This window comes from Sphingobium sp. RC1 (assembly GCF_059738765.1).
The window spans coordinates 593957-616336 of the sequence record NZ_AP027306.1; the positions used below are offsets into that span (position 1 = coordinate 593957).

Below are 22380 nucleotides of genomic sequence, written 5' to 3' on the forward strand. Positions count from 1 at the left end.
CAGTTATTCCCGCGCATGGTTGACCTTTGCGCCCTGACAGGTGCAACATCGGACCCATGGAAAAGGCAGAGGGTGCGTTCCTGACGATTAGCGAGCTGTCCGGGGAACTGGGGCTTCCGCAGCATATTCTGCGCTATTGGGAAACGCGGTTTCCCCAGCTACGGCCTCTCCAACGGTCGGGTAATCGCCGCTATTACAGGCCAGCGGATGTGGCGCTGGTCAGGCGCATCAATCAGTTATTGAACGAAGAGGGCTTCACGGTGCGGGGCGCGCAAAAGGCGCTTGCCGATGGGATAGCAGTGGCAAAGCCCGCCGCTGTTCCGGCTCCTGCCATTTCGGCCAAGCCTGAGCGGGATGCGGATTTGCTGGATCGGCTCCAAGCGATCCGGGCGGCCTTGGCGGAGGCTATTGGGGAGTAAGTTCAGCGTCTCGTGTTTACTGAGTGCTTCGTGCTCTAACTCAGTGCCGCCATTTAAATCGGTTCGCCCCAAGCTTGTCGAAGGGCTTTACTGCCCCTTAAAACGAAGAAGGCTTCGACAAGCTCAGCCCGAACGGAGGTGGGTGGTCCGGGTTGAACTCACTCTGCGCCAGCAGCGACCTTGGTCACTTAGAACAGTTGATTTAACGCGATTCCGGGCCTAGCGCCGGATCGAGATCGCGCGGGCGGGTGAAGCTGATGAATGATGCGACATCCGACCTGGTATCTTCCCAACGATCGACATCCAGATCCAGAACCGCGATGCTGGCCGTCGGAAACTTGACTTCCACATCGCCGCGTAGCGGGCTGGTGTCATTGTCCGGCACCAGTTCCAGGATCAGTTCTTCCAGGCCGGGATTATGTCCCGCCAGGATCACGTTGCTTGCAGTGTCTGGCACATCGCGCAGCACATCCAGCAGCGTTGCCACGGACGCCAGATATATGCGGCGATCCCAATGAGGATCGAGCGGCTGGCCGTAGCCTTCAAGGAAGGTATCGAGCGTTTGCACGACCCGGACTGCGGGAGAAGCGACGAGAAAGTCGAACTGCATCTTCCGGCTGCGCGCATATTGACCGATCAGCAGCGCCGCCTTTTCCCCGCGCCGGTTCAGCGGCCGGTCGAAATCCCGCTCTACCGGATCGTCCCAGTCGGACTTGGCGTGGCGCAACAGGGTCAACCGCTTCATCTTTGCTCCAGGTCGGGAATGCCGGATTCGTGTCCTCGTTGCCCTAGCGGCATGCCGTCGCCAAGGCCAGCGTGGGAATGATCGCTGACCGCAATGATCGCTTCGTCAAGGGTAAGGCGGCGAATGGGGGTGCCCGGCGGAAAGGCGCTCAGCAGCCGACTGGGCATCGCCGCCGACAATATGACGAAGCTGCCCCGATCCTCGGCGCGGCGGATCAGGCGGCCAAAGGCCTGGGCAAGGCGCGCGCGGATCAGCCTGTCGTCATAGGCGGCGCCCCCTCCGGCGAGACGTCGGGCGGCGTGAAGCACCGTGGGCTTCGACCAGGGAACGCCCTCCATCACGACGAGCCGCAGCGAATGGCCCGGCACATCGACCCCGTCGCGCAAGGCGTCGGTGCCGAGCAGCGAGGCTCGTGGGTCGTCGCGGAAAATGTCGATCAGCGTGCCGGTGTCCATCGGATCGACATGCTGGGCGTAGAGTGGCAGGCCCGCCCGTGCCAGACGATCGGCGATGCGCGCATGGACTGCACGTAACCGCCGTATCGCCGTGAACAGGCCGAGTGTCCCGCCGCCCGCCGCTTCGATCAGCCGCCCATAGGCGCCTGACAGTGCGGCAATGTCGCCGCGCTTGATGTCGGTGACGACCAGCACCTCGGCGCGGCCGGGATAGTCGAACGGGCTTGCTGCTTCGAACCGCTGAGCGCCGCGCGGGAGATGACTCGCCCCGCTGCGGCTTTCCGCATTGTCCCAGTCGCCGCCGCCCTTGAGCGTCGCGGATGTGACCAGCACGCCCTGCGCAGGTTTCAGTACGGTTTCAGCGAGGGGTCGGGTGGGGTCCAGCCAGTGGCGGTGGATGCCGATGTCGAATTCCCGCCCTTCGATCCGATCGACCGTCATCCAGTCGACGAAATCCGCATCAGCCGGGCCGCCGATCCGCGCGAGCAACGCGAGCCAAGCGGCGATGAGGTCGCACCGCCAGCCGAGCGAGGCAATCGCCCCTTCGATTCGTGCGCGGGCTGCGCCGTCGAGCCAGTCGGGCGCATCCTCGATGACTGCCTCCAGCCGTTTGCTGAGCCGGTTCAGCGGCCGCAGCAAAGCATCGAGGGCGAGCGCGGCTTCCTGCGCGGCTTCGACCAGCGGGCCGTCGGGTTCAGCCACTTCCGTTTCCAGGCCATAGCCCGCGTCCGCCTCGCCCACGTCGGCGGCGCGGGCATAGACGGTGCCACGCACGGCCGCGAGCAGCTGTTCAAGTGGTCCGAAGGGTTCTCCCGCGACGATCCGTTTCAGCCATTCATCGGCTGGCAGCGCGCGCGCGGCGTCCGCTGCTGCGCGGATCGCCTGGCCGCCTTCCTCGTCATAGCTGGCCAGATCCGACAGGCGGGCGGCAAGACCGCGCCGACGGCCGCGCGAATTGCCTTCAGGCCCCATGACCCAGCGGCGCAGCTCGATGGCTTCCTGCCCGGACAAGGCGACGGAAAAGGTGGAGTCGGCGGCATCGAAGAGGTGATGGCCCTCATCGAAGATGATGCGCTGGGGGCGCTGGCCTGTCTCACGGCCACGCGCGGCGTTGATCATGACGAGGGCGTGATTGGCGATGACGATGTCCGCGTCGGCAGAGGCGCGCGCCGACCGTTCGATGAAGCATTTGCGGTAATGCGGACAGCCCGCGTAGATGCATTCGCCCCGGCGGTCGGTCAGCGCTGTCGATCCATTGCGGCGGAACAATGTCGGCAGCCAACCGGGCAGATCGCCACCCACCATGTCGCCATCCTTGCTGAACGCCGCCCAGCGCGCGACGAGTTGGGCGAGGATAGCCGCGCGTCCGGAAAAGCCGCCCTGCAACGCGTCCTCAAGGTTCAGCAGGCAGAGGTAATTTTCGCGCCCCTTGCGTACGACGATCCGCCGCGCTGCCGTTGCCGGATCGGGGAAGAGGCGAAGGCTTTCGCGGTCAAGCTGCCGTTGGAGCGCTTTGGTATAGGTTGATATCCATACCGTGCCTTGCGCCTCCGATGCCCAAAGCGAGGCCGGGGCGAGATAGCCCAGCGTCTTGCCGATCCCGGTGCCAGCCTCTGCAAGCAGCATGTTGGGCTGATCCCGATGCTGGCGCGGACTGAAGCTTTCCACGGCTGCCGCCGCATAGGCGCGCTGCCCCGGCCGGGCTTCCGCCGCGCTGCCAGTCAGATGCGCCAGCCGCGCCAACACCGCCTCTTCATCGAGGGAGATGGTGCGCGGCGCTGGACGCGGCGGCGTTTCCTCCCATTCGGGCAAGCGGGAGAACAGCCAGCGTTCCGCTTCGGGCGGGCGGCTTATACGCGGGGCGACGAGAGGCGCCCAGGGCCAGCGAATCCGATGCAGCGTCTGGGCGGAAGTCCAGCCGCCTTCCCGCTCGGTCCATGAAGGCGATCCGAGCATGTCCAGCAGCGCAGCGGTGGCGGCTTGCAGCAGTTGCGGAATGTCCGCTTCGCTGCCCGGCCGTTCCAGACCGAGCGCTTCGGCAAGGCCCTTGGGCGTGGGAACAAGGAAGCGGGCCGGGTGGACGAAAGCCCAGAGTTCCAGCAGGTCCAGGCCGTTAAGTTCCGGATAGCCGAGCCTTTGCCCCGTCAGTGGCGCATTGAGCAGCAAAGTGGGCGTCTCTGCGGCGCAGGAGATAGCCGCTCCCTTCGCGACCGCGCGGGTGTCTTCACCCTCGCGCAACCAGATCCCACCATGGCTGGCATGAAGGGCGGGCAGGGCAGTGGGGTCGATCACTCCAATCGCTTAGGCGACCGGGAACAAAAGGGAAACCGGAAAAAGGCTCAACTCAGCTTGCGCGGCGGCCAAATCCGGTTGGCTGCGGGGAAAAGGCGCGCGGGGCGAGGCCGCGCCCGCCATGCTTATGCACCAGCGGCAGGTGTAGGCGGGTGCGCGCCATCTCCAGCAAGTCGAACAGCGGGCCATCGACCAGTTCATAGGGAAAGCGAACCCCGATGCGGTCGGGTTCGGACCATTGTACCGTCCCGAAAACAATCTGCCCTTCAAACCCGATCTGGCACTGGCTTCGTGCGGGCAGGGTGCAGCCGCGAATCTGGGCACCTCCTTCGCTCAGATCGACGATGGTCCCCTCCAGGCTGTCGAGCATGGTTGTGACGACAACGCTGATATCGACCCCAATGCGTTGACGGCTACGCGGTATCTGCATGGTGCCCGCAATCCCCTTTCCGGCGGCTATCGAGGATAAATGTGCCGTATTAAGGTTAATCAAGGTTAAACATAATCTCTCGGCAGTGCGGTCGGTACGCGCGCCGCTGTGCGGAAAGACGTTCCATTTCCGGCCTTCCAAGGCTAGGGGCGTGTGCATCATGACCGTGTCCGATATCCTCCGCACCGCCGCTCTGGCGTCCAAGGCCTGGCCCTATGAAGAAGCGCGCAAGCTTCTGAAGCGCTATCAGAACGGCGCTCCCGACAAAGGCCATATTCTGTTCGAGACTGGCTATGGCCCGTCCGGCCTGCCCCATATCGGCACCTTCAACGAAGTGTTGCGCACGACGATGGTGCGCAACGCCTATCATGCGCTGTCCGACATACCCACGCGCCTGATCGCGTTCAGCGACGATATGGACGGGCTGCGCAAGGTGCCCGACAATGTGCCGAACCAGGCGATGCTGGCGGAACATCTTAGCAAGCCGCTGACCCAGGTACCCGATCCGTTCGAGAAGTTCGAAAGCTTCGCGCATCATAACAATGCGACGCTGCGCGAATTTCTGGACCGCTTCGGGTTCGATTATGAGTTTGTGTCAGCGACCGACCGGTACAAGTCCGGCGCGTTCGACGATGCGCTCAAAAATGTCCTGCGTCACTATCAGGACATCATGGACATCATGCTGCCGACCCTGCGCAAGGAACGGCAGGCGACCTATTCGCCGGTCCTGCCGGTCAGCCCGAAGAGCGGTATAGTGCTTCAGGTGCCGATCGAAGTGTTGGACGCCGACGCCGGGCTTGTTCGCTTCGAGGATGAGGGCGAGATGGTCGAGCAGTCGATCCTGTCTGGCGGCGCGAAGCTGCAATGGAAGGTTGACTGGGCGATGCGCTGGGTCGCGCTGGGCGTCGATTATGAGATGGCGGGCAAGGATCTGATCGATTCGGTGACTCAGTCGTCCAAGATTTGCCGCGCGCTGGGCGCTCGCCCGCCCGAAGGCTTCAACTATGAGATGTTCCTGGACGAAAAGGGGGAGAAAATCTCCAAGTCCAAGGGCAATGGCCTCAGCCTTGAGCAGTGGCTGACCTATGGGCCGCAGGAAAGCCTGGCCTTTTACGCCTATCGTGAGCCGAAGAAGGCCAAGCAGCTGCACATGGGCGTGATCCCGCGCGCGGTGGACGAATATTGGCAGTTCCGGGTCAACTATCCCAATCAGCAGGTCGAGCAGCAACTCGGCAATCCGGTGCATCATATCCATGACGGAAAGCTGCCCGACGGCAAGCTGCCGGTGACCTTCGGCCTGTTGCTCAACCTGGTCGGCGTCATGGGCGACGCCAGCCGGGAACAGGTGTGGGGATATCTGCAAAATTATGTACCTGAAGCGAGCGCGCAGACTTATCCTGAGCTGGACGCGCTGATCGGGCATGCGCTGGCCTATCATCGCGACTTCGTGGCGCCCACGTTGAAGCGTCGCGCGCCGGAGGCCAATGAAGCCGAGGCGCTGCGCAGGCTGGACGCGGAACTGGCGGCGCTGGGCGATGACGCCACCGCCGAAGATATCCAGAATATCGTCTATGCGATCGGTAAGGACGAAGCCTTTGGCTTTGCTGAACTGCGCGACTGGTTCAAGGCGCTGTATCAGACGTTGCTGGGTGCCGATCAGGGGCCTCGGATGGGCAGTTTTATCGCCCTTTATGGCGTGGCAAACAGCCGCCGCCTGATCGCCGATGCGCTGGGTTAACGCAGGGGAACATTAGCCGCCCCTAAGCGTTCCTTTTCCGGTCCACCCCCTTTCGGACTGATGGTGCGCCTTGTGCGTGCCATCGGCCGCGCCTGCTCGGAGACGGGCGGCGCGGCCAAGGGGATTTCCAAAATTGAGGCAGTAGCTGGGGGTCGCACCGTGACCGCGATTCTGTGTCCTAAGAAATAGAGAACGGCTCCGAACCGAAGTCCGGAGCCGCCTATTGTCCTTAGTTCTGCGTTACCAGAAGAAGCCCCGATGGACCTCCATCACGCGCCCGCTGCGGACGTTGACCAGCAGCACGTCGTTATAATGCCTTACCCAGCGCAGGTTACGGTTCGCGGGCCGGGGCAGGCGATAGCGATAGGGATCGCTGATATAATAGCGGGAATTATAGAATCCCGGGCGCAATTGAGACCCGACTTCCCAGCGATTGTAGCGGAAGGGCGCGCGCCAGTTGCCGCCGCGATAGGCGTCGCGGTGCGAGCGGCGATAGTCACGCCAATCTTCGCGCAGTTCCTGCCGGGCGTCGCGGACGTCGCGGCGCTGTTCGCGTACATCATGGCGCGAGCCATGGCGTTGCGCGTCGCGCAGTTCACGCTGCTCCTGACGTAGGTCCCGCGCACTGTCGCGCACTTCGCCGCGCGATTGGGCCATGACAGCACTTGGCATTGCAGTCGCTGCGATAAGGCCGAGGATGATCAACTTACGCATATATTTTCTCCCATCAGCTTGGCGGCCTGAACCGGTGGGGATCAAACTTTCATCCCCTGGACCGGTTCCGTCACCAACAATGGGGTTATGCATTCCGGCCGCTGAACCTGTGGGGAACGGCACCGTCAGGAATCAGTCATTTATGTCGCAACTTGTATCACGGCTATGAACAGGCGCGCTTGCGGTCAGTGTACCCAGCGCCGCTCCCGAAACCATTTGGTCACGACATATTTGACGCCGCTTTCCACCGGCCGGGCGGCATGCAGGCTCATCGGATTGGGCGAACCGTCGGCCTTCAGGTTGTTCCAGATGAGGATCATCCCCTCAACGGGCGGCACCATGAACTCGCAATGGGGAAAATGCGTCTCCCCGCCCGCCGCGACGGGCGACAGATAGATCATCGCCGTCCAACTGCGCTGCCCGCCCTTTTTCATCATCGCGGGCCAATAGTTGGCGGTGACCGGGAAATAATCGCAATGCGCCTTATATTCCTGACCAACCGCATAACGTTGACCCTGCAAGGTTTCGCCATTTTCGGGCGGCAAGCCGGTCAGCGCGCAAATCCGGCGGCTGATGCCATCGACCAGGGGGTCCCAGGGGCTAAGGTTGCAGCTGTGGCTGGTGCGGTAATCGGCGTTCGCGCTGCCGGAAAACAGCGTGGAAGGCTGCGCGTCGGCGTCGATCAGCGCGCGCAATCCTTCGCATTCCTCGGCGCTGAGGAAGTCATGGCGGCCATAGATTTCAAGGTTCGCGGCGTCGATCCGGCTGACCAAGGGGTTGCGGTCCAGCTTTGCGCGCACCGCATCGCCGATCTTTGCCCGAGCGGCCGAAGCGATGCCGCCATCATCAATCACGTCCGTCATGCCCGCTTCCTGCCGCCGTCGTCCCGCCGGTGCAAATGAAAAGGGCCTGACGCACATGGCGCCAGGCCCAGATGAAATCAGCGGATATGATCCTCCGCTTACCAGAAGAAGTCGTGGATCACGTCTACGACATAGCCGTCCCGGATATCGACCAGCAGGGCATCGTCATAATAGCGCACCCAACGCAGCGTGCCGTAGGCCGGCGGCAGGCGATAGGACCATGGGTCGTCGATCCAATAGTTGTTCGCGAACAGCAAGCTGTTCAGGAAGATGCCTGTCGAAAAGCGGCTATAGCCATAGCTCCATCCGCGCGGCGCATAATAGCGGCCCGTCCGGTAGCGGTCGCCATAACGTGAGCGATAGCTGCGCCAGTCATAGCGGCGATCCTGCCGCCAGTCATTGTCCCAGCGACGCTGACTGTTCCAGCGGGTGCGATCGTCAAACCGCCGATTGCCCGCCAGGCTGCCACGCCAGTTGTTGCCGCTGTCGAGGCGCCCTTCCGGGCGTCCATCCCGGCGACCATCACGCCAGTCCTGACGTCGGTCGTCGCGATTGCCGCGCCACTCCGCCCGGTTGTTGTCCCGGCGATCATCCCGCCACTGCGGACGATCGCCAACGGCCCGTTCCCTGATGCGCGCATCGTTGCGCTGTGCATTGCGAGCAGCATCGGCGCGCGATTGCGCACCACGCCACTGGCGATCGGGTTGTGCCGGAGCGGCCTGTACCCGCGCGCGATCATTCACGCGTTCTTGCCACCGCTGCGTGGAAGCCTGATCACGCACGCGGACGTTTCCGCGATCGCCATCCTGCCCGCCGCCCCGGGATGCCCGGCCGTCGTTCCGGCCAGACTGCTCACCGCCGCGATCGCGCCATCCGTCCTGTCCGCGTTGCGCATAGGCAGGGGCCACGCCGCCCAGAACTGTCGCGGTCATCAGCCCCGCCAACATCATTTTCCTCAACATGGTCTTTTCTTTCCAAAAGGGGCGCCATGCCCCGCATGATTTCCCTTTTATGTCTGCCGCCATGTCGCGACGCTGAACTCGTTCGTCAGCGATTTGAAAGAATCTCGCAGGGTAAAGATGGTCATTGGACTTGGCGTACACAAATCGATTATTTCGGTAGAAAATCGACCAACCGCCGCCGTCGGATTTAAAAGCTGATCTAGATCAGTGCGCGCCTTGGTGACAGCCTTTAGGAACGACGAGTGAAAAGAACGTCCTACGCCGGCCGGGTTCGACAGGCCTTAAGAAAAGCGACGATGGAAAACCATCAGCGGGTGGATGATCTTTTTTCAGGCTTTTCGTTGGATTCCCCTGCGGAATATGGTGCTTTTCTGAAAGCGCATGCACGCGCGCTCATCCCGCTGGAACAGTTGGCGATGCCCGACTCTTCGCGCTTGCCCCAGTTGATGGAAGACCTTGCATCATTGGGCGAAACGTTGCCGGAGCCGCTGGAAACAACGGCGCATGCGGGCGAAGGGTTTCGATGGGGCGCGCTCTACGCCCTGGAAGGTTCGCGGCTGGGTGGCGCCATGTTGGAGCGGCGCGTGCCTGCCGGGTTGCCCAGGGCCTATCTCAAGTCTGTCCACGGCCAGGGAAGCTGGATCGCCTTTCAGCAAGCGCTGGACGAGGCGGCGGATGGCGGTGGCCAGGATTGGATCGACAACGCGATACAGGGAGCGCAAGCCGCCTTCGCCCTGTTCGCGGCGGGTGCCGCGGCGGAACGGGTGAGCACTCATGGCTGAACGCGATGGACAGGAGATGGCCGACTTCGCCGTCGACATCAGCAATTGCGATCGCGAACCGATTCATGTGCCGGGCACCATACAGCCTTTCGGCTTTCTGGTTGCGCTGACCGCCGACTGGCTGGTTTCCCGCGTCTCGGCCAATTGTGAACAGTTCATCGGACTGACGCCTGAGCAGATGCTGGGTAAGCCGATCAACGGCCTGTTCCGGGACGATGCCATTCACTCGCTGCGGAACCGGATCACGTTGCTGCGTGGCCCCGACGCGGTCGAGCGGATGTTCTCGCTGGTGCTGATCGATGGCGTTCAGCCCTTTGACATCGCCGTCCATTTTTCAGGCTCGCTGGTGGTGATCGAGGCTGAACCGGCTTTCGCGGATGAGATCGAGGCGACCAGCATGGTACGATCCATGGTCGCGCGGCTTGCTCAAACGGACAGCATGGCGGCCTTCCTGCGCGACGGGGCGAGGCAGGTGAGGGCCTTGACCGGATTCGACCGCGTCATGGTTTACCGCTTTGCCGATGGTGGCGACGGCGAAGTCGTGGCCGAAGCGCTGCGGCCCGGCATCGACAGCTTTTTCGGGTTGCATTACCCGGCTTCGGACATCCCGACGCAGGCCCGGGCGCTGTACCTGCGCAACATCTTCCGCGTCATCGCGGACGTTGGGGCAGAGCCGGTTCCGGTGATCCCGGTGCTTGATCCCACTGGAGCGGCGCTCGACATGTCGTTGTGCCTGTTGCGCGCGGTTTCCCCGATTCACATCGAATATCTCGGCAACATGGGCGTGGGGGCTTCGCTCTCCATCTCGATCATTGTCGAGGGGCGCTTGTGGGGCTTGTTCGCCTGTCACCATTATGGTCCGCGCCTGCCGACCTTCGCGCAGCGTAGCGCGGCTGAGCTGTTCGGTCAGATTTTCTCCATGATGCTGGAAAGCCGCGAGCGGGCGGAAACAGCGGACTATGAAGGGAAGGCGCGGCAAGTCGCCGACCGCCTCATGTCCGCCGTGGCCCAGGATCATGATCTGCTGTCCAACGCCCGTTGGCTGGGTGACGTCATCTTCGACACCGTGCCCGCGGACGGCGTCGGCGTGTATATTGACGGGGACGTTACGCTGGCCGGTTTGACCCCGGACAGGTCCGCCTTTGCGGCGATCGTCTCTATGCTCAATCGGACGGCGGCAAGCCAGGTGTTCGCGACCGACTGCCTCGGCCGGGTGATGCCGGAGGCGGAAGCCTATGCCGATCGCACGGCGGGCCTGCTCGCCATTCCGCTGTCGCGGCGACCGCGCGATTATGTCGTGCTGTTCCGCGCTGAGCAGATGCGTTCGGTGCGCTGGGCGGGCAATCAGGAAAAGCATATCGAATATGGGCCTAATGGGCCGCGCCTGACTCCGCGCAAGAGTTTCGAGGAATGGTCGCAACTGGTGAAGGGTAGGTCGGTGCCCTTCACCCCGGCAGAATTGCGCGTCGCCGAAGCATTGCGGACGGCTCTGCTCGAAGTGGTGCTGCGCCTTTCCGATTCGGCGCATGAGGAACGGCAGAAGGCGCATGAAAAGCAGGAACTGCTGATTGCCGAGCTGAACCATCGGGTCCGCAACATATTGTCGCTGATCCGCGGGCTGCTGTCCCAGACGCGGGACAATGCCCGTTCGGTGGACGAATTCATCGCCACGTTGGAAAGCCGCGTGCATGCACTGGCCCGCGCTCATGACCAGATTACGGCTGACCGCTGGGCACCGGCACGGTTGCAGGACCTGATCGAGGTCGAGGCCGGGGCCTATCTGGGCGAGCGGCGCGACCGGGTCAAACAGACCGGCCCCAACGTGTTGTTGACGCCGTCGGCCTTCACCGTGCTGGCACTGGTGATACATGAGCTGCTGACCAACGCCGCCAAATATGGCGCGCTGTCGGATGGCGGCACGGTTGCGATCGACTGGCGCGTCGATGCGGATGGCAGCTTGCTGCTCGACTGGAATGAAAGCGGCGGCCCGGCCGTCGTCGCCCCGACCCGTCGGGGTTTCGGGTCCACCGTCATCGAACGGTCGATTCCTTATGATCTGGATGGCAAGGCGGAGATTACTTACCGTCTTTCCGGGCTGGAGGCGCATTTCTGCATCCCGTCCCAGCATATCGTGACGGTCCTGCCGGATGTCACCGTTGGGGAAAGATCGAAGCCGGCGCCCGCTCCTGCTCCCGGCTTGCTCAAGGGGCGCAACGTCCTTCTGGTCGAGGATAATATGATCATCGCGATGGATGGTGAGGATGCGCTGCGCGATCTGGGCGCGGAAGTCGTCACCGCCGCCAGCGTCGGGCGAGCGCGTGAAGCCATCGATCTGCACGCCATCGATTTTGCCGTCCTGGATTTCAATCTGGGCAACGAAACGAGTCTCCCGATCGCCGACATGCTCGCGGAAAATGGCGTCAGCTTTCTGTTCGCGACGGGCTATGGCGATGGTCTTGATCTGCCCGATCGGTTCAGCGGCATCACCCTGTTGAAGAAGCCCTATTCCGGCGCCACGCTGGCGCAGGCCATCGCTCCCATTATCGAGGTCAGCGAGGCTTAGGAGGCTGCGAAACGCACTGTTTCACCCCGCGCACTTGCATGGTCAGGGGCGGCGGGCGATCTAACGGTTATGAAACAGCCCAGCCTCTATATCCCGCACGGTGGCGGTCCTTGCTTCTTCATGGACCCCGCAGATCCCGATCGCCCCTACACCGACCCCATGTGGCAGACGATGCAGGATTATCTGACGCAACTGGTCGAGAGCCTGCCCGAACGACCGCGCGCGATGTTGATCGTGTCGGCGCATTGGGAGGAGCCGGTCCTTACCGTGCACAAAGGGGATCGTCCGGACCTTCTGTTCGACTATTATAATTTCCCGCCGCACACTTATTCCCTGAAATGGGATGCGCCGGGAGCGCCCGCCGTCGCCGGCCGCGTCGCCCAACTGCTGCGCGAAGCTGGCTTCCCCGTCGCGGAAGAGCATGAACGCGGCTGGGACCACGGCGTCTTCATTCCGATGAAGGTCGCACGGCCGCAGGCCGACATTCCCGTCGTGCAACTGTCGCTGAGAAAAGACCTCGACCCACAGGCGCATATCGCGGCGGGTCGCGCGCTTGAACCATTGCGCGATGAAGGGGTCGTGATCATCGGGTCGGGGATGAGTTTCCACAATATGCGCGTTCACGATTCGCAGGCGCGAACACCGTCGCTATTGTGGCATGAGGCTTTGACTGACGCGGTGACGGACCCAGACCCGCAGCAGCGATCGGCACGTATTGCCGCGTGGGAGACTCTGCCGGAGGCGCGCTTCGCCCATCCTCGTGAAGAGCATCTGCTGCCGCTGATGGTGGCGCTGGGCGCCGGTGGCGACGATGTCGCGCAGGTTGACTATGACGATGCCGTGCGCGGGTGGCCGGTATCGGCCTATCGATTCGGCTAGGGGCGGCGGAGTGCCGGAACGGCGCGGGCAGCCTCTTCGGGCGACACGCCGGGGGGTGGGGCTGCCTCAACCTGTTCCTCGCCGCGCATCACTTTCCCGGCGCGCTTGATGGCGCCACGCAGGCGGGGGTAGATGCCGCAACGGCATATGTTGGTGATGGCCGCGTCTATATCCTCATCACTCGGGTCGCTGTTGCGCTTCAGCAGAACCGCAGCGGCCATGAGGACGCCGGGGATGCAATAGCCGCACTGGGACACGTTGTCGGCCGCGAAGACCTGTTGCAGCGGGTGACCGCGATCGGGGGAAAGCGCCTCTATGGTGGTGACGAAGCGTCCTTCGGTCTCCCTTATACTGACCTGGCATGACCGCACCGCCTGCCCGTCGATATCGACCGTGCAGGCCCCACAATCGCCCGTTCCACAACCATATTTGGTGCCGGTCAGGTTGGATGCGTCGCGCAGCGCCCAGAGAAGCGGCGTGTCGGGGTCCATCCGATATTGGACCGGGCGATCGTTGACCGTGAATTTGGTCATGCCTCCTCTTCCCCCTCTGCCTGGTGATAGAGGACTTCGTTGCGGATGCGGATGGTGCGCGATGCCAGGCGGATTTCCTGAATGAACGTCGCAAAACCGCCCGCCTGAAGCAGCATCGCCAGACTGAACAGGATGGCAATGAGTGTGCCAAGGTGCGCGCCGAACAGGTTGCCCGCAAATAGCAGGATGACGACCAGGCAGACCGCGCATGCGGAAGCCACCGAAAGGAAGATCGCGACATTGACCACCTTCATGCGCCGGTCCAGCACGCGGATCTCGCCCACCATGCGGTCATGTTCCTTGCCGCGCGAGGTCAGTATTTTTCCTTCGACCAGCCTGGCGCGGTCGATAATCCGGGCAAGACGCCCCGCACAGACGTTGAGGAAGGCGCCGATGCCCGCGAGCAGGAACACCGGCGCCAAAGCAAGCTGGATCGTCTGCGCGACCTGCGAAACCTGGGGCAGGGGGATTGTCGAGTGAAGTGCCACGCCTTTAACCCGGCGCCGCTTCCGTCAAGCCGCGCCCTTGGCGGGCGTGTTGATGCCCATGGACTTCAGATACTGCTTGATGTTGCGCGCCGCCTGCCGCAGCCGCTGTTCATTTTCCACCATGGCGATGCGGACGAAACCCTCGCCATCCTCGCCATAGCCGACGCCGGGGGCTACCGCGACCTTGGCATGGGTGAGGAGCTGCTTGGAAAATTCCAGGCTGCCCATGTCCTTGAGCGCGGGGGGCAATGGAGCCCAGGCGAACATCGACGCCTTGGGCGCCGGGATTTCCCAGCCAGCGCGGCCAAATGCCTCGACCATTACATCGCGGCGCTTGTGATAAAGTTCGCGATTCTTCTGGACGATGTCCTGCGGCCCGTTGAGCGCCGCGCAGGCCGCGGCCTGGATCGGCGTGAATGCGCCATAATCGAGATAGGACTTCACCCGCTTGAGCGCCGCGATCAGTTTGCGGTTGCCGACCGCAAAGCCGATGCGCCAGCCCGCCATAGAATAGGTCTTGCTGAGCGAGGTGAATTCGACCGCGACATCCTTGGCTCCCGGAACCTGCAGGATGGAAGGCGTCGGGTTGCCGTCATAATATAGCTCGGAATAAGCAAGGTCGGACAGGACCCAGACATTATTCTCCTTCGCCCAGGCGACCAGCCGCTCGTAAAAGGCAAGATCGACCGTTTCGGCCGTAGGATTGCTGGGATAGCCGACGACCAGAATGGAGGGACGCGGCACGGTGAAGGCCATCGCGCGTTCCAGCGACTTCCAGTAATTTTCATCCGGCGTCGTCGGGACCGAGCGAATGGTCGCGCCCGCGATGATGAAACCGAACATATGAATCGGATAGCTGGGGTTGGGCGCCAGAACGACGTCGCCGGGCGCGGTGATCGCGGTCGCGAGGCTGGCAAGCCCTTCCTTTGACCCCATGGTCACGACGACCTCGGTCTCGGGATCGAGGTCTACGCCGAAGCGGCGGCCATAATAATTGGCCTGTGCCTTGCGCAGTCCGGGGATACCCATCGACTGGGAATAGCCGTGGGCGCTCGGCTTTTGCGCGACTTCGCACAGTTTGGCGATGACATGATCGGGCGGCGGCAAATCAGGATTGCCCATGCCCAGATCGATAATGTCCTCGCCCGCGGCTCGCGCGGCGGCCCGCATCGCGTTGACTTCAGCGATGACATAGGGTGGCAGGCGCTTCATGCGGTAAAATTCTTCGGACATTATAGGGCTTTCCTGAAAGGTCTCCATGGGGAATAGTGCTGCATGCACTTTCGCGCGATGCGCTCTGGCTATAGCCCGCCAGATTGGCTCACGCCAGCGAAAGCGGCGGACATGAAGGATGCCAAGGGGAGGAAGGTGGCCATGGAAGCGCAGAACCTCAACGAGCCTCATCTGCCGACGCTGGAACAGATGCAGCAATGGACAGAAGTCGTCGGCCGGGCGCAGCAGCTCATCCTTGAGCAGGCCGCCGGGGCCACGGGGAGGACGATGCCGTTCGATCCGGATGCGGTGGCGCGCATCCAGACAGGCTTTGCCAATGAAGGTCTGGCCCTGTGGCAGCGTTTCCTTGACTCAGGCGGCATGCTTCGTGACCAGCCGGACACTCCGCCTCCCGAAAGCCCTGCTGCGCGCAAGGATCGCCGCTTTGCCGATCCTGCCTGGACCAAGCATCCCTTCTACGACCTGATCCGGCAAAGCTATCTGCTGATGTCGGACTATCTGCTGAAATTGACGGACGCGGTGGATGGGGTCGATCCCAAGCAAAAGGCAAAGCTGCGTTTCGCCACCAGCGGCATGCTGGACGCGGTGGCACCCAGCAACTTTCCGCTGACCAACCCCCTCGTGATGGAAAAGACCCTGCAGAGCGGGGGCGAAAATCTGGTCAAGGGCCTCCAGCACATGCTGGCGGACATGGAAAAAGGTCAGCTGACCCAGACGGACGGCGCGGTCTTTGAGCTTGGCCGGAACATCGCGACCACCCCCGGCAAGGTGATCAAGGAAACGCCGCTTTACCAGCTGATCCACTATGCGCCGACCACGGACAAGGTGCTGGAAACGCCGCTTGTCATCTTCCCGGCATGGATCAATCGCTTCTACATACTCGACCTGTCACCGGAAAAAAGCTTCGTCAAATGGGTAACCGACCAGGGGATCAGCGTCTTCCTGCTGTCCTGGAAATCGGCCGACGCGTCGATGAAGGACCTGCTGTGGGACGATTATATCGTCCGGGGCCAGGTCGATGCGATCGACACCGTGCGCGAACTGCTCGGCGTGCCGAGCGTCCATACGATCGGCTATTGCGTGGCGGGCACCACCCTCGCCGCGACCCTGGCCTATCTTGCCGAACGTGGCGAAGCGGACAAGGTGGCGAGCGCGACCTTCTTCACGGCGCAGGTGGACTTCAGCGAGGCAGGCGATCTTGGCCTGTTCGTCGATGATGAGCAGATGAAACTGGTTGACCAGCTTTCGAGCGGGGGCTTCCTGGATGGGCGATATATGGCCGCGACGTTCAACCTGCTGCGTGGCCGCGACCTGATCTGGAACTATGTGGTCAATAATTACCTGCTGGGGCAGGATTATCCGCCCTTCGACCTGCTATATTGGAATGGCGACACCACCAATCTTCCCGCGTGCTGGCACAAAAATTACCTGACGCAGCTTTATCGCGACAACCAGTTGGTGGTGCCAGGGGCGCTGACCATCGACGGAACGCCGCTTGATCTGAGCAAGGTCAAAACCCCTGCCTATGTTCAGGCGGGACGGGAAGATCATATTGCCCCTCCCGAAAGCGTGTGGAAGATCACATCCCACTTCGCGGGGCCGATCCGGTTCCTGCTGGCTGGATCGGGCCACATCGCGGGCGTGGTCAATCCGCCGGCGGCGGGGAAGTATCAATATTGGTCCTGCGATGAACTGCCTGCCAGCCTGGCCGACTTCGTGGCGAACGCGAAGGAGACGAAGGGAAGCTGGTGGCCGGACTGGATCGAATGGATTCGCTCTCATGGTGATTCGATGGTCTCTGCCAAAACCGGTGGGCGGGTGCCTGGCGCCGGTTCCCTGAAGGCCATAGAGGATGCGCCCGGCCGCTATGTGAGAGAGCGCTAAGCCTCACAAAATACGCTGATTTCAGACGGGTAGAACAAGGACCGATTTCTCCGCCAATCTTGTTTTGCTGCACTGCACAAAAATTCTTGCGTTTGCGCTTTGAATTATATATTGTGCACTGCAGCAACGGAGAACCTTTTATGCCAGTGACTCCTAAGCCTGCTCGCCGGAAGGCAGCGGTCAAGACGCCCGGCTCCACATTGTCGGCGGCCGAAGCATTGAAGGCTGCGGAAGAAGCGGTGAGCGTCAGCCCGAAGGCTGCGCCAGCGCGGAAGGCCGTGGCGGTCAAGAAGGCTGCGGTTAAAGCCGCAAAGCCTGATCCGGTCGCGATTGTCGCCGCCACCACGGCGGTCGATGCAGCGCCCGAACCGGCTGCTCCGCCAGCAATTGAACCTGCCCCTCATGCACCAGCGCCGCTGGTCGAAGAGGTCGCCATCGAAGTCGAAGAAACCAAGAGCCTTTCGTCCGAGGCCGGGCCGGTAGAGCCCACCATGCTGCCTGCCACAGAAGGAACCAAGATGATGAACGACGTGATCGAAACCGGAAAGAAGTTCGCTGAAGAGACCAAGGCCAAGTTCGAGACGGCCTATGCCGGTCTGAACGAGAAGGCCAAGGCTGGCGTCGAAAAGTCGACCAAGGCCATCGAAGAGCTGAGCGACATCGCCAAGGGCAATGTCGAAGCACTGGTCGAATCGGGCAAGATCGCCGCCAAGGGCATTGAGACCCTGGGCCAGGAAGCTGTCGATTACAGCCGCAAGAACTTCGAGAAGGCGACTGCCTCGCTCAAGAGCTTCTCGACGGTCAAGACGCCGACGGAATTCTTCCAGCTGCAGAGCCAGCTTTTCTCGAGCAGCTTTGACGAGCTGACCAAGGAAGCCGCCAAGAGCAGCGAAGCGCTGATCAAGCTGGCTGGCGAAGTCGCCCAGCCGCTGACCGCACGCGTTACCGTTGTCACGGACAAGGTAAAGTCGCTCGCCGCCTGATCGGCGGTAAAAAGACTTGAAAGAATGAAGCGGCTCTCATCCCCGGGGTGAGAGCCGCTATTCTTGGTTACCGCCGTCCCTTGCGCGATGACCTGCAATCTGCGCCCCTTGCCTTAAGAGCTGGAATCGCCATATCCTCCCCCGTCATGAGCAGCATCAGCACATATCGGGAGAAGATGGCGGGCCGGGACCAGGATGATCAGGGTGAAGGCCCTGGCGGTCCCAATGTCGGCATCGCGACGCGCACCCGCGCCCGCACCAAGAAGCCGTCTCTCTACAAGGTATTGATGCTGAACGACGATTACACGCCGATGGAATTCGTCGTGCATGTCCTTCAGCAGTTTTTCCGCATGGACATGGAAGAAGCCACGCGCGTGATGCTTCACGTGCATCAGCGCGGCGTCGGCGTTTGCGGCATTTTCAGCTATGAAGTGGCGGAGACGAAGGTGAACCAGGTGATGGACTTCGCCCGGCAGAACCAGCATCCGCTTCAATGTACGCTGGAAAAGGCCTGATTTTCCGGAGCCGCGCTTTTCTTAGCTTAAGGCGACGAGCGCCACGCTTTTGGCGTCATTGGGCTCCTTTCATGGTTATTATATATTAAGGATGGTTGATTAGGCAGAGGGTGTCATGCCTGCCATTCTCCGTTCTCCTTCTTCCAGACTGACGCCGCTGGTTGCTGGCATTGCCTATTTCCTGATGGCGACGCTGGCGATGCTATGCTCGCGGTTCGAAGGGGGACTCGCTTTTGTATGGGCCGCCAACGCGTTGCTGATGGCGGAATTGCAGACATCGGAAACCAGCTATTGGCCGCGCGTAATCGTGGCTTGCGGTATTGCCAGCATCATATCGACGACGCTGTTTGGCATGGGGCCTTGGGCGGCGCTGCCCATGGCGTTCATCAACATCGCTGAGTCGCTGATCGTCGCGATCCTGTGCCGTCGGTTCATTCCCGTCCACCTGAGTGACGGATCGAAGCGCTCCCTCCTCGTCTTCATCCTCGCACTTTGTGTCCCTGCGAATATCATCGCGGCCACCGGTGCGGCGCTTGTCGCCTCGACCCTTACGCCCGTGTCCTTCGGCGCTTCATGGCTGCAATGGTATAGCGGCCATGTGCTGGGCGGCCTGGTCTGCACGCCAATCCTGACGATGCTGTTGCAGGGGCAGGTTGGCGCATGGCTTCGAGAGACGTCCGGTAGGCAGAAGCTGGAGGCTTTGGTGCTTCTGGCCATTTTTGCGGCCGTGATCGTCCACCTATTCTATTTCGCTCGATATCCGATGCTGTTCCTGCTGCTGTTGCCGCTGGTCGCGATCGCCTTTCGCATCGGTTCATTGGGAACGGCCGCCGCCATTGTGCTGCTCGCCCTGATCGGCGGGACGGCGACGATGACGGGCCATGGGCCGGTGAACATGGTGGCCAGTAGCGTGGGTGAACGCACCCAGTTGTTCCAGTTCTTCCTCGCCTCCTGTTTTCTTCTGTCCATGCCAGTTGCAGCCGAACTGAACGGGCGGCGCCGCCTGTTCCAGATGCTGCAGGCGAGCGAGGCCCGATATCGGGCCATAACCGAACATAGTGGCGACCTGGTGTTGAACGTCAGCGTTGATGGCATCATCCAATATGCTTCGCCTTCAGCGGCCGAGCAGATCGGCTGCGCGCCCGCGGTGCTGATCGGCCGCTCGACGGACATCATGGTTGATCCCAAGGATCGCGGGGAGGTTCGCGGGGCTCATCAGCGCGCTCTGGCACGGCCGGGCGACGTGCAGACAGTAGAGTTCCGCCCGGCAGCTTTCACCGATGGGGTGGATTGGTGCGAGATGGTCACGCGTGCCGTGCTGGATGAACAGGGCCTTCCTATCGGAGTGATCAGCACGATCAGAGATATGTCGCGGCACAAGGCGCGGCAGAGGGCGTTGCAGCGCGTCGCGGCCGTGGATACGCTGACCGGTGCCGACAGCCGCTGGGCCTTCGTCGAAAAGCTCGATCAGGAAATCAAGCGGGTGGCGCGAGGGGCAAATGCCTGTCTGCTGATGATCGACATAGATCATTTCAAATCGGTCAATGATCGCTACGGCCACGGGGTAGGGGACAAGGTGCTCTCCAGCTTCGTCGAGCGCCTGCGTCCTGGCTTGCGCGGCGGGGACAGTATCGGAAGGCTTGGCGGAGAGGAGTTTGCGATCCTTCTGACAGGCACCGATATCCAGCGCGCGAGCATGGTGTGCGAACGATTACGGAACATGGTGTCCGCGCAGCGCATCAGCGCCGTCGGCAGCGAATCGATCGCCATTACCTTCAGCGCAGGGCTCGTTGAACTTGACGGGCTGGCGAGCAGGGCGGATCTGCTCGACGCGGCGGACAAGGCGCTTTACCGCGCCAAGAATAGCGGGCGTAACTGCTTGCGGCTTGCCGCCTGAACCGGTTGTCGGCTTCGAGAAAATGCATCGTTGATCCGGGCGAATATGTCAGATGATATGTTGTAACTTCATCTGCTCTGGCCTATGTAGTGGCCACCATGTCCATCAGCATCCGCTCTCGCCTATCAAACGGCCGCATTGATCGCATCGCGATTGCGTTGTCGGGCATGTGCGTCGCGCATTGCATCGGCACGGCAGTTCTGCTTGGCGTCCTTGCGTCGGCGGGCGGGATTTTTGAAAATCCTCTCTTCCATGAAGTTGGGCTCGTGCTCGCTATCCTGCTGGGGGCGGTGGCGCTGGGGCAGGGGGCCATGGAACATGGCTTCATGATGCCAGCGGCCGTCGGCTCGCTGGGTCTGGGCATCATGGCGGGTGCCATGACCCTGGACCATGGATGGCAGGAAAGCGCTTACACCTTGTTTGGCGTGGTGACGCTGGCCCTGGGGCACGATCTCAATCACCGGGCTGGGCGCTGAGGCAGACTGACCGGAGCGCATAGAAAAGGGGGCTTGTTGCCCCCTTTTTTCGTTATCGGCTTATATTCTGGTCAGGAATGCTTCCGGTCCAGATGGTGATCGCCCTTCACCCAGCGAACCGTGCCGGTGCTGGCGCGCATCACGACGCTGTCCGTGGTCAGCTTGCCGCCGGGCAGCCGCTTGACGCCTGCGAGCAGGGAGCCGTCGGTGACGCCGGTCGCCGCGAAAATGCAGTCGCCCTTGGCCAGTTCCTTAAGGTCATAAACCTTGTCGAGATCGGTGATGCCCCATTTGAACGCGCGCGCGCGTTCATCGTCATTGCGGAACAGCAGCTTGCCCTTGAACTGACCGCCCACGCAGCGCAGTGCCGCGCACGCCAGCACGCCTTCAGGCGCACCGCCCGAACCCATATAGATATCGATATTCGTTTCCGGATTGGTGGTCGCGATCACACCGGCGACGTCGCCGTCGGGGATCAGCATGATGCCGCACCCGATCGCGCGCAGTTCAGCGATCAGCTTTTCATGCCGGGGACGGTCGAGAACGCAGACGATGATCTCATTGGGATGAACGCCCTTTGCCTTCGCGACGGCTTCGACATTCTCTTTCACCGGCCTGTTGAGGTCGATGATGCCATCGGGATAGCCCGGACCCACGGCCAGCTTTTCCATGTAAACGTCGGGCGCGTTCAGCAAGCCGCCCTCTTCCGAAATGGCGAGAACCGCGAGTGCGTTGGGACCGGCCTTGGCCGTGATCGTCGTCCCTTCCAGCGGATCGAGAGCGATGTCGATCTTCGGGCCTGATCCGATCGCGTTGCCGACCTTCTCACCGATGTAGAGCATCGGGGCTTCGTCGCGTTCGCCTTCGCCGATGACGACGGTGCCGTCCATGTAGAGGTCGTTGAATGCCATGCGCATCGCTTCGACAGCGGCAGCGTCAGCCGCCTTTTCGTCGCCGCGTCCAATCAGCTTCGAGGCGGCGATGGCGGCCGCTTCGGTGACACGCACCATCTCAAGCACCAGGACACGATCGAGAACTGAGCTAGCCTGCACCATGATAATCCCTCTGCTGTCTCTTTGTGATCAGCGCGATAGGAGGTCATCCCCGCCTTGTCGAGCCATCCACCCCGCCTCAGCCTGCTTTTCGCGGCGCCAATGCAACGGAAGGTCGTCTGTGGCGTTAAAATGTCAACAATGACAAGGGGTCGAAATGATGATCGCCGCGCTGATTGCTGCCAGCCTTGTTCAGTCAGCGGCTCATACTCCTCAACCTATCTCGGCCAAGGCAGCGCCGTGCCAGGCGGTGCCAACGCTGTGCATGTCCGGTCGGCCTGCTTCGAGCCGCCTGCCGTTGGAAGGCAGCGCAAGACGCGCGGACAACAAGATGACTGCCTATCGCTTCGACGCGCGGCCGTGTCGGATAATTGGAAACATGGGTTGCCCCAAGCAAGCTCGTCTGCGGCTGTTCAAACTTGGCGAACCTTTGCGCGAGACATTGATGCGCAGCTTCGCGTCCCGTTAAACGGCAGC

21 protein-coding genes are annotated in these 22380 nt (G+C 62.0%); 11 read left to right on the plus strand and 10 right to left on the minus strand.

The features are described 5' to 3' along the window. Nucleotides 1-56 precede the first annotated feature (56 nt). Nucleotides 57-419, plus strand: a complete 363-nt coding sequence (locus tag AC6JBC_RS02995) for a MerR family transcriptional regulator (protein WP_498025315.1) — start codon at nucleotides 57-59, stop codon at nucleotides 417-419. A gap of 202 nt (nucleotides 420-621) precedes the next feature. On the opposite strand, the gene AC6JBC_RS03000 is transcribed toward AC6JBC_RS02995, so the two are convergent. Genes AC6JBC_RS03000 through AC6JBC_RS03010 form a run of 3 tightly spaced genes read right to left on the minus strand, consistent with a single transcriptional unit; the run spans nucleotide 622 to nucleotide 4341 of the window. After that, nucleotides 622-1164 carry a SixA phosphatase family protein gene (locus AC6JBC_RS03000; protein WP_498025316.1) on the minus strand — a complete coding sequence of 181 codons (543 nt, stop codon included), beginning with the start codon at nucleotides 1162-1164 and terminating at the stop codon, nucleotides 622-624. Beyond that, nucleotides 1161-3911, minus strand: coding sequence for an ATP-dependent DNA helicase (locus tag AC6JBC_RS03005; RefSeq protein ID WP_498025317.1), 2751 nt, complete (start codon nucleotides 3909-3911; stop codon nucleotides 1161-1163). The genes AC6JBC_RS03000 and AC6JBC_RS03005 overlap by 4 nt, the downstream gene beginning before the upstream one ends. Before the next feature lie 52 nt (nucleotides 3912-3963). Further along, on the minus strand, nucleotides 3964-4341 hold the full coding sequence (locus AC6JBC_RS03010; RefSeq protein WP_498025318.1) for a PilZ domain-containing protein: 378 nt from the start codon (nucleotides 4339-4341) through the stop codon (nucleotides 3964-3966). Nucleotides 4342-4501: 160 nt separating this feature from the next. Here AC6JBC_RS03010 and AC6JBC_RS03015 point away from each other — a divergent pair, with 160 nt between their 5' ends. Then, complete coding sequence (locus AC6JBC_RS03015; RefSeq protein WP_498025319.1) at nucleotides 4502-6079, plus strand: lysine--tRNA ligase; 1578 nt, start codon at nucleotides 4502-4504, stop codon at nucleotides 6077-6079. A gap of 240 nt (nucleotides 6080-6319) precedes the next feature. Here the strand turns inward: AC6JBC_RS03015 and AC6JBC_RS03020 are convergent, their stop codons facing one another. The 3 genes from AC6JBC_RS03020 to AC6JBC_RS03030 all read right to left on the minus strand — a co-directional run bounded on the left by AC6JBC_RS03020 (nucleotide 6320) and on the right by AC6JBC_RS03030 (nucleotide 8588). Continuing rightward, complete coding sequence (locus AC6JBC_RS03020) at nucleotides 6320-6793, minus strand: RcnB family protein (RefSeq protein WP_498025320.1); 474 nt, start codon at nucleotides 6791-6793, stop codon at nucleotides 6320-6322. Nucleotides 6794-6978: 185 nt separating this feature from the next. Further along, a complete protein-coding gene (locus AC6JBC_RS03025) occupies nucleotides 6979-7656 on the minus strand; it encodes a 2OG-Fe(II) oxygenase (protein WP_498025321.1) in 678 nt (225 codons plus the stop codon). A 98-nt stretch (nucleotides 7657-7754) separates the two neighbouring features. Then, nucleotides 7755-8588 carry an RcnB family protein gene (locus AC6JBC_RS03030; RefSeq protein WP_498025323.1) on the minus strand — a complete coding sequence of 278 codons (834 nt, stop codon included), beginning with the start codon at nucleotides 8586-8588 and terminating at the stop codon, nucleotides 7755-7757. A gap of 326 nt (nucleotides 8589-8914) precedes the next feature. On the opposite strand from AC6JBC_RS03030, the gene AC6JBC_RS03035 reads away from it, so the two are divergent. The 3 genes from AC6JBC_RS03035 (at nucleotide 8915) to AC6JBC_RS03045 (ending at nucleotide 12842) form a co-directional block, all read left to right on the plus strand. After that, a complete protein-coding gene (locus AC6JBC_RS03035) occupies nucleotides 8915-9400 on the plus strand; it encodes a biliverdin-producing heme oxygenase (RefSeq protein WP_498025324.1) in 486 nt (161 codons plus the stop codon). Next, nucleotides 9393-11963, plus strand: coding sequence for an HWE histidine kinase domain-containing protein (locus tag AC6JBC_RS03040; protein WP_498025325.1), 2571 nt, complete (start codon nucleotides 9393-9395; stop codon nucleotides 11961-11963). The genes AC6JBC_RS03035 and AC6JBC_RS03040 overlap by 8 nt, the downstream gene beginning before the upstream one ends. 69 nt (nucleotides 11964-12032) lie before the next feature. Further along, a complete protein-coding gene (locus AC6JBC_RS03045; RefSeq protein ID WP_498025327.1) occupies nucleotides 12033-12842 on the plus strand; it encodes a DODA-type extradiol aromatic ring-opening family dioxygenase in 810 nt (269 codons plus the stop codon). On the opposite strand, the gene AC6JBC_RS03050 is transcribed toward AC6JBC_RS03045, so the two are convergent. The 3 genes from AC6JBC_RS03050 to AC6JBC_RS03060 are packed head-to-tail and all read right to left on the minus strand — an operon-like array spanning nucleotide 12839 to nucleotide 15096. Then, complete coding sequence (locus tag AC6JBC_RS03050) at nucleotides 12839-13375, minus strand: (2Fe-2S)-binding protein (protein WP_498025329.1); 537 nt, start codon at nucleotides 13373-13375, stop codon at nucleotides 12839-12841. The genes AC6JBC_RS03045 and AC6JBC_RS03050 overlap by 4 nt on opposite strands. Next, nucleotides 13372-13863 (minus strand): DUF2721 domain-containing protein, encoded by a 492-nt coding sequence (locus tag AC6JBC_RS03055; protein ID WP_498025330.1) that lies wholly within the window; start codon nucleotides 13861-13863, stop codon nucleotides 13372-13374. The genes AC6JBC_RS03050 and AC6JBC_RS03055 overlap by 4 nt, the downstream gene beginning before the upstream one ends. A gap of 24 nt (nucleotides 13864-13887) precedes the next feature. Next, nucleotides 13888-15096 (minus strand): LL-diaminopimelate aminotransferase, encoded by a 1209-nt coding sequence (locus AC6JBC_RS03060; protein ID WP_196224609.1) that lies wholly within the window; start codon nucleotides 15094-15096, stop codon nucleotides 13888-13890. Nucleotides 15097-15237: 141 nt separating this feature from the next. Here AC6JBC_RS03060 and AC6JBC_RS03065 point away from each other — a divergent pair, with 141 nt between their 5' ends. From AC6JBC_RS03065 to AC6JBC_RS03085, 5 genes are all read left to right on the plus strand, one after another. After that, nucleotides 15238-16980: a PHA/PHB synthase family protein gene (locus tag AC6JBC_RS03065; protein ID WP_498025987.1), complete on the plus strand. Its 1743-nt coding sequence runs from the start codon at nucleotides 15238-15240 to the stop codon at nucleotides 16978-16980. A gap of 140 nt (nucleotides 16981-17120) precedes the next feature. Next, complete coding sequence (locus tag AC6JBC_RS03070) at nucleotides 17121-17963, plus strand: phasin family protein (protein WP_464787439.1); 843 nt, start codon at nucleotides 17121-17123, stop codon at nucleotides 17961-17963. Between the two features lie 146 nt (nucleotides 17964-18109). Next, the gene (gene clpS / locus AC6JBC_RS03075; RefSeq protein ID WP_176502233.1) at nucleotides 18110-18478 is read left to right on the plus strand and encodes an ATP-dependent Clp protease adapter ClpS; all 369 of its coding nucleotides are present in this window, start codon (nucleotides 18110-18112) and stop codon (nucleotides 18476-18478) included. Between the two features lie 115 nt (nucleotides 18479-18593). Further along, nucleotides 18594-20375 (plus strand): sensor domain-containing diguanylate cyclase, encoded by a 1782-nt coding sequence (locus tag AC6JBC_RS03080; protein ID WP_498025333.1) that lies wholly within the window; start codon nucleotides 18594-18596, stop codon nucleotides 20373-20375. A gap of 98 nt (nucleotides 20376-20473) precedes the next feature. Continuing rightward, nucleotides 20474-20851, plus strand: a complete 378-nt coding sequence (locus AC6JBC_RS03085; RefSeq protein ID WP_498025988.1) for a MerC domain-containing protein — start codon at nucleotides 20474-20476, stop codon at nucleotides 20849-20851. A gap of 71 nt (nucleotides 20852-20922) precedes the next feature. Here AC6JBC_RS03085 and glpX read toward each other — a convergent pair whose 3' ends face one another. After that, the gene (gene glpX, locus AC6JBC_RS03090; RefSeq protein WP_498025334.1) at nucleotides 20923-21906 is read right to left on the minus strand and encodes a class II fructose-bisphosphatase; all 984 of its coding nucleotides are present in this window, start codon (nucleotides 21904-21906) and stop codon (nucleotides 20923-20925) included. Nucleotides 21907-22060: 154 nt separating this feature from the next. Between glpX and AC6JBC_RS03095 the strand changes: the two genes are divergently transcribed. Next, a complete protein-coding gene (locus AC6JBC_RS03095; protein ID WP_498025336.1) occupies nucleotides 22061-22372 on the plus strand; it encodes a hypothetical protein in 312 nt (103 codons plus the stop codon). Nucleotides 22373-22380: the final 8 nt, after the last annotated feature.

Coding starts and splice junctions, on each gene's coding strand:
- AC6JBC_RS02995 (WP_498025315.1), top strand. CDS start 57: ATGGAAAAGGCAGAGGGTGCGTTCCTGACGATTAGCGAGCTGTCCGGG.
- AC6JBC_RS03000 (WP_498025316.1), bottom strand. CDS start 1,164: ATGAAGCGGTTGACCCTGTTGCGCCACGCCAAGTCCGACTGGGACGAT.
- AC6JBC_RS03010 (WP_498025318.1), bottom strand. CDS start 4,341: ATGCAGATACCGCGTAGCCGTCAACGCATTGGGGTCGATATCAGCGTT.
- AC6JBC_RS03015 (WP_498025319.1), top strand. CDS start 4,502: ATGACCGTGTCCGATATCCTCCGCACCGCCGCTCTGGCGTCCAAGGCC.
- AC6JBC_RS03020 (WP_498025320.1), bottom strand. CDS start 6,793: ATGCGTAAGTTGATCATCCTCGGCCTTATCGCAGCGACTGCAATGCCA.
- AC6JBC_RS03025 (WP_498025321.1), bottom strand. CDS start 7,656: ATGACGGACGTGATTGATGATGGCGGCATCGCTTCGGCCGCTCGGGCA.
- AC6JBC_RS03030 (WP_498025323.1), bottom strand. CDS start 8,588: ATGACCGCGACAGTTCTGGGCGGCGTGGCCCCTGCCTATGCGCAACGC.
- AC6JBC_RS03035 (WP_498025324.1), top strand. CDS start 8,915: ATGGAAAACCATCAGCGGGTGGATGATCTTTTTTCAGGCTTTTCGTTG.
- AC6JBC_RS03040 (WP_498025325.1), top strand. CDS start 9,393: ATGGCTGAACGCGATGGACAGGAGATGGCCGACTTCGCCGTCGACATC.
- AC6JBC_RS03045 (WP_498025327.1), top strand. CDS start 12,033: ATGAAACAGCCCAGCCTCTATATCCCGCACGGTGGCGGTCCTTGCTTC.
- AC6JBC_RS03050 (WP_498025329.1), bottom strand. CDS start 13,375: ATGACCAAATTCACGGTCAACGATCGCCCGGTCCAATATCGGATGGAC.
- AC6JBC_RS03060 (WP_196224609.1), bottom strand. CDS start 15,096: ATGTCCGAAGAATTTTACCGCATGAAGCGCCTGCCACCCTATGTCATC.
- AC6JBC_RS03065 (WP_498025987.1), top strand. CDS start 15,238: ATGGAAGCGCAGAACCTCAACGAGCCTCATCTGCCGACGCTGGAACAG.
- AC6JBC_RS03070 (WP_464787439.1), top strand. CDS start 17,121: ATGCCAGTGACTCCTAAGCCTGCTCGCCGGAAGGCAGCGGTCAAGACG.
- clpS (WP_176502233.1), top strand. CDS start 18,110: ATGAGCAGCATCAGCACATATCGGGAGAAGATGGCGGGCCGGGACCAG.
- AC6JBC_RS03080 (WP_498025333.1), top strand. CDS start 18,594: ATGCCTGCCATTCTCCGTTCTCCTTCTTCCAGACTGACGCCGCTGGTT.
- AC6JBC_RS03085 (WP_498025988.1), top strand. CDS start 20,474: ATGTCCATCAGCATCCGCTCTCGCCTATCAAACGGCCGCATTGATCGC.
- glpX (WP_498025334.1), bottom strand. CDS start 21,906: ATGGTGCAGGCTAGCTCAGTTCTCGATCGTGTCCTGGTGCTTGAGATG.
- AC6JBC_RS03095 (WP_498025336.1), top strand. CDS start 22,061: ATGATGATCGCCGCGCTGATTGCTGCCAGCCTTGTTCAGTCAGCGGCT.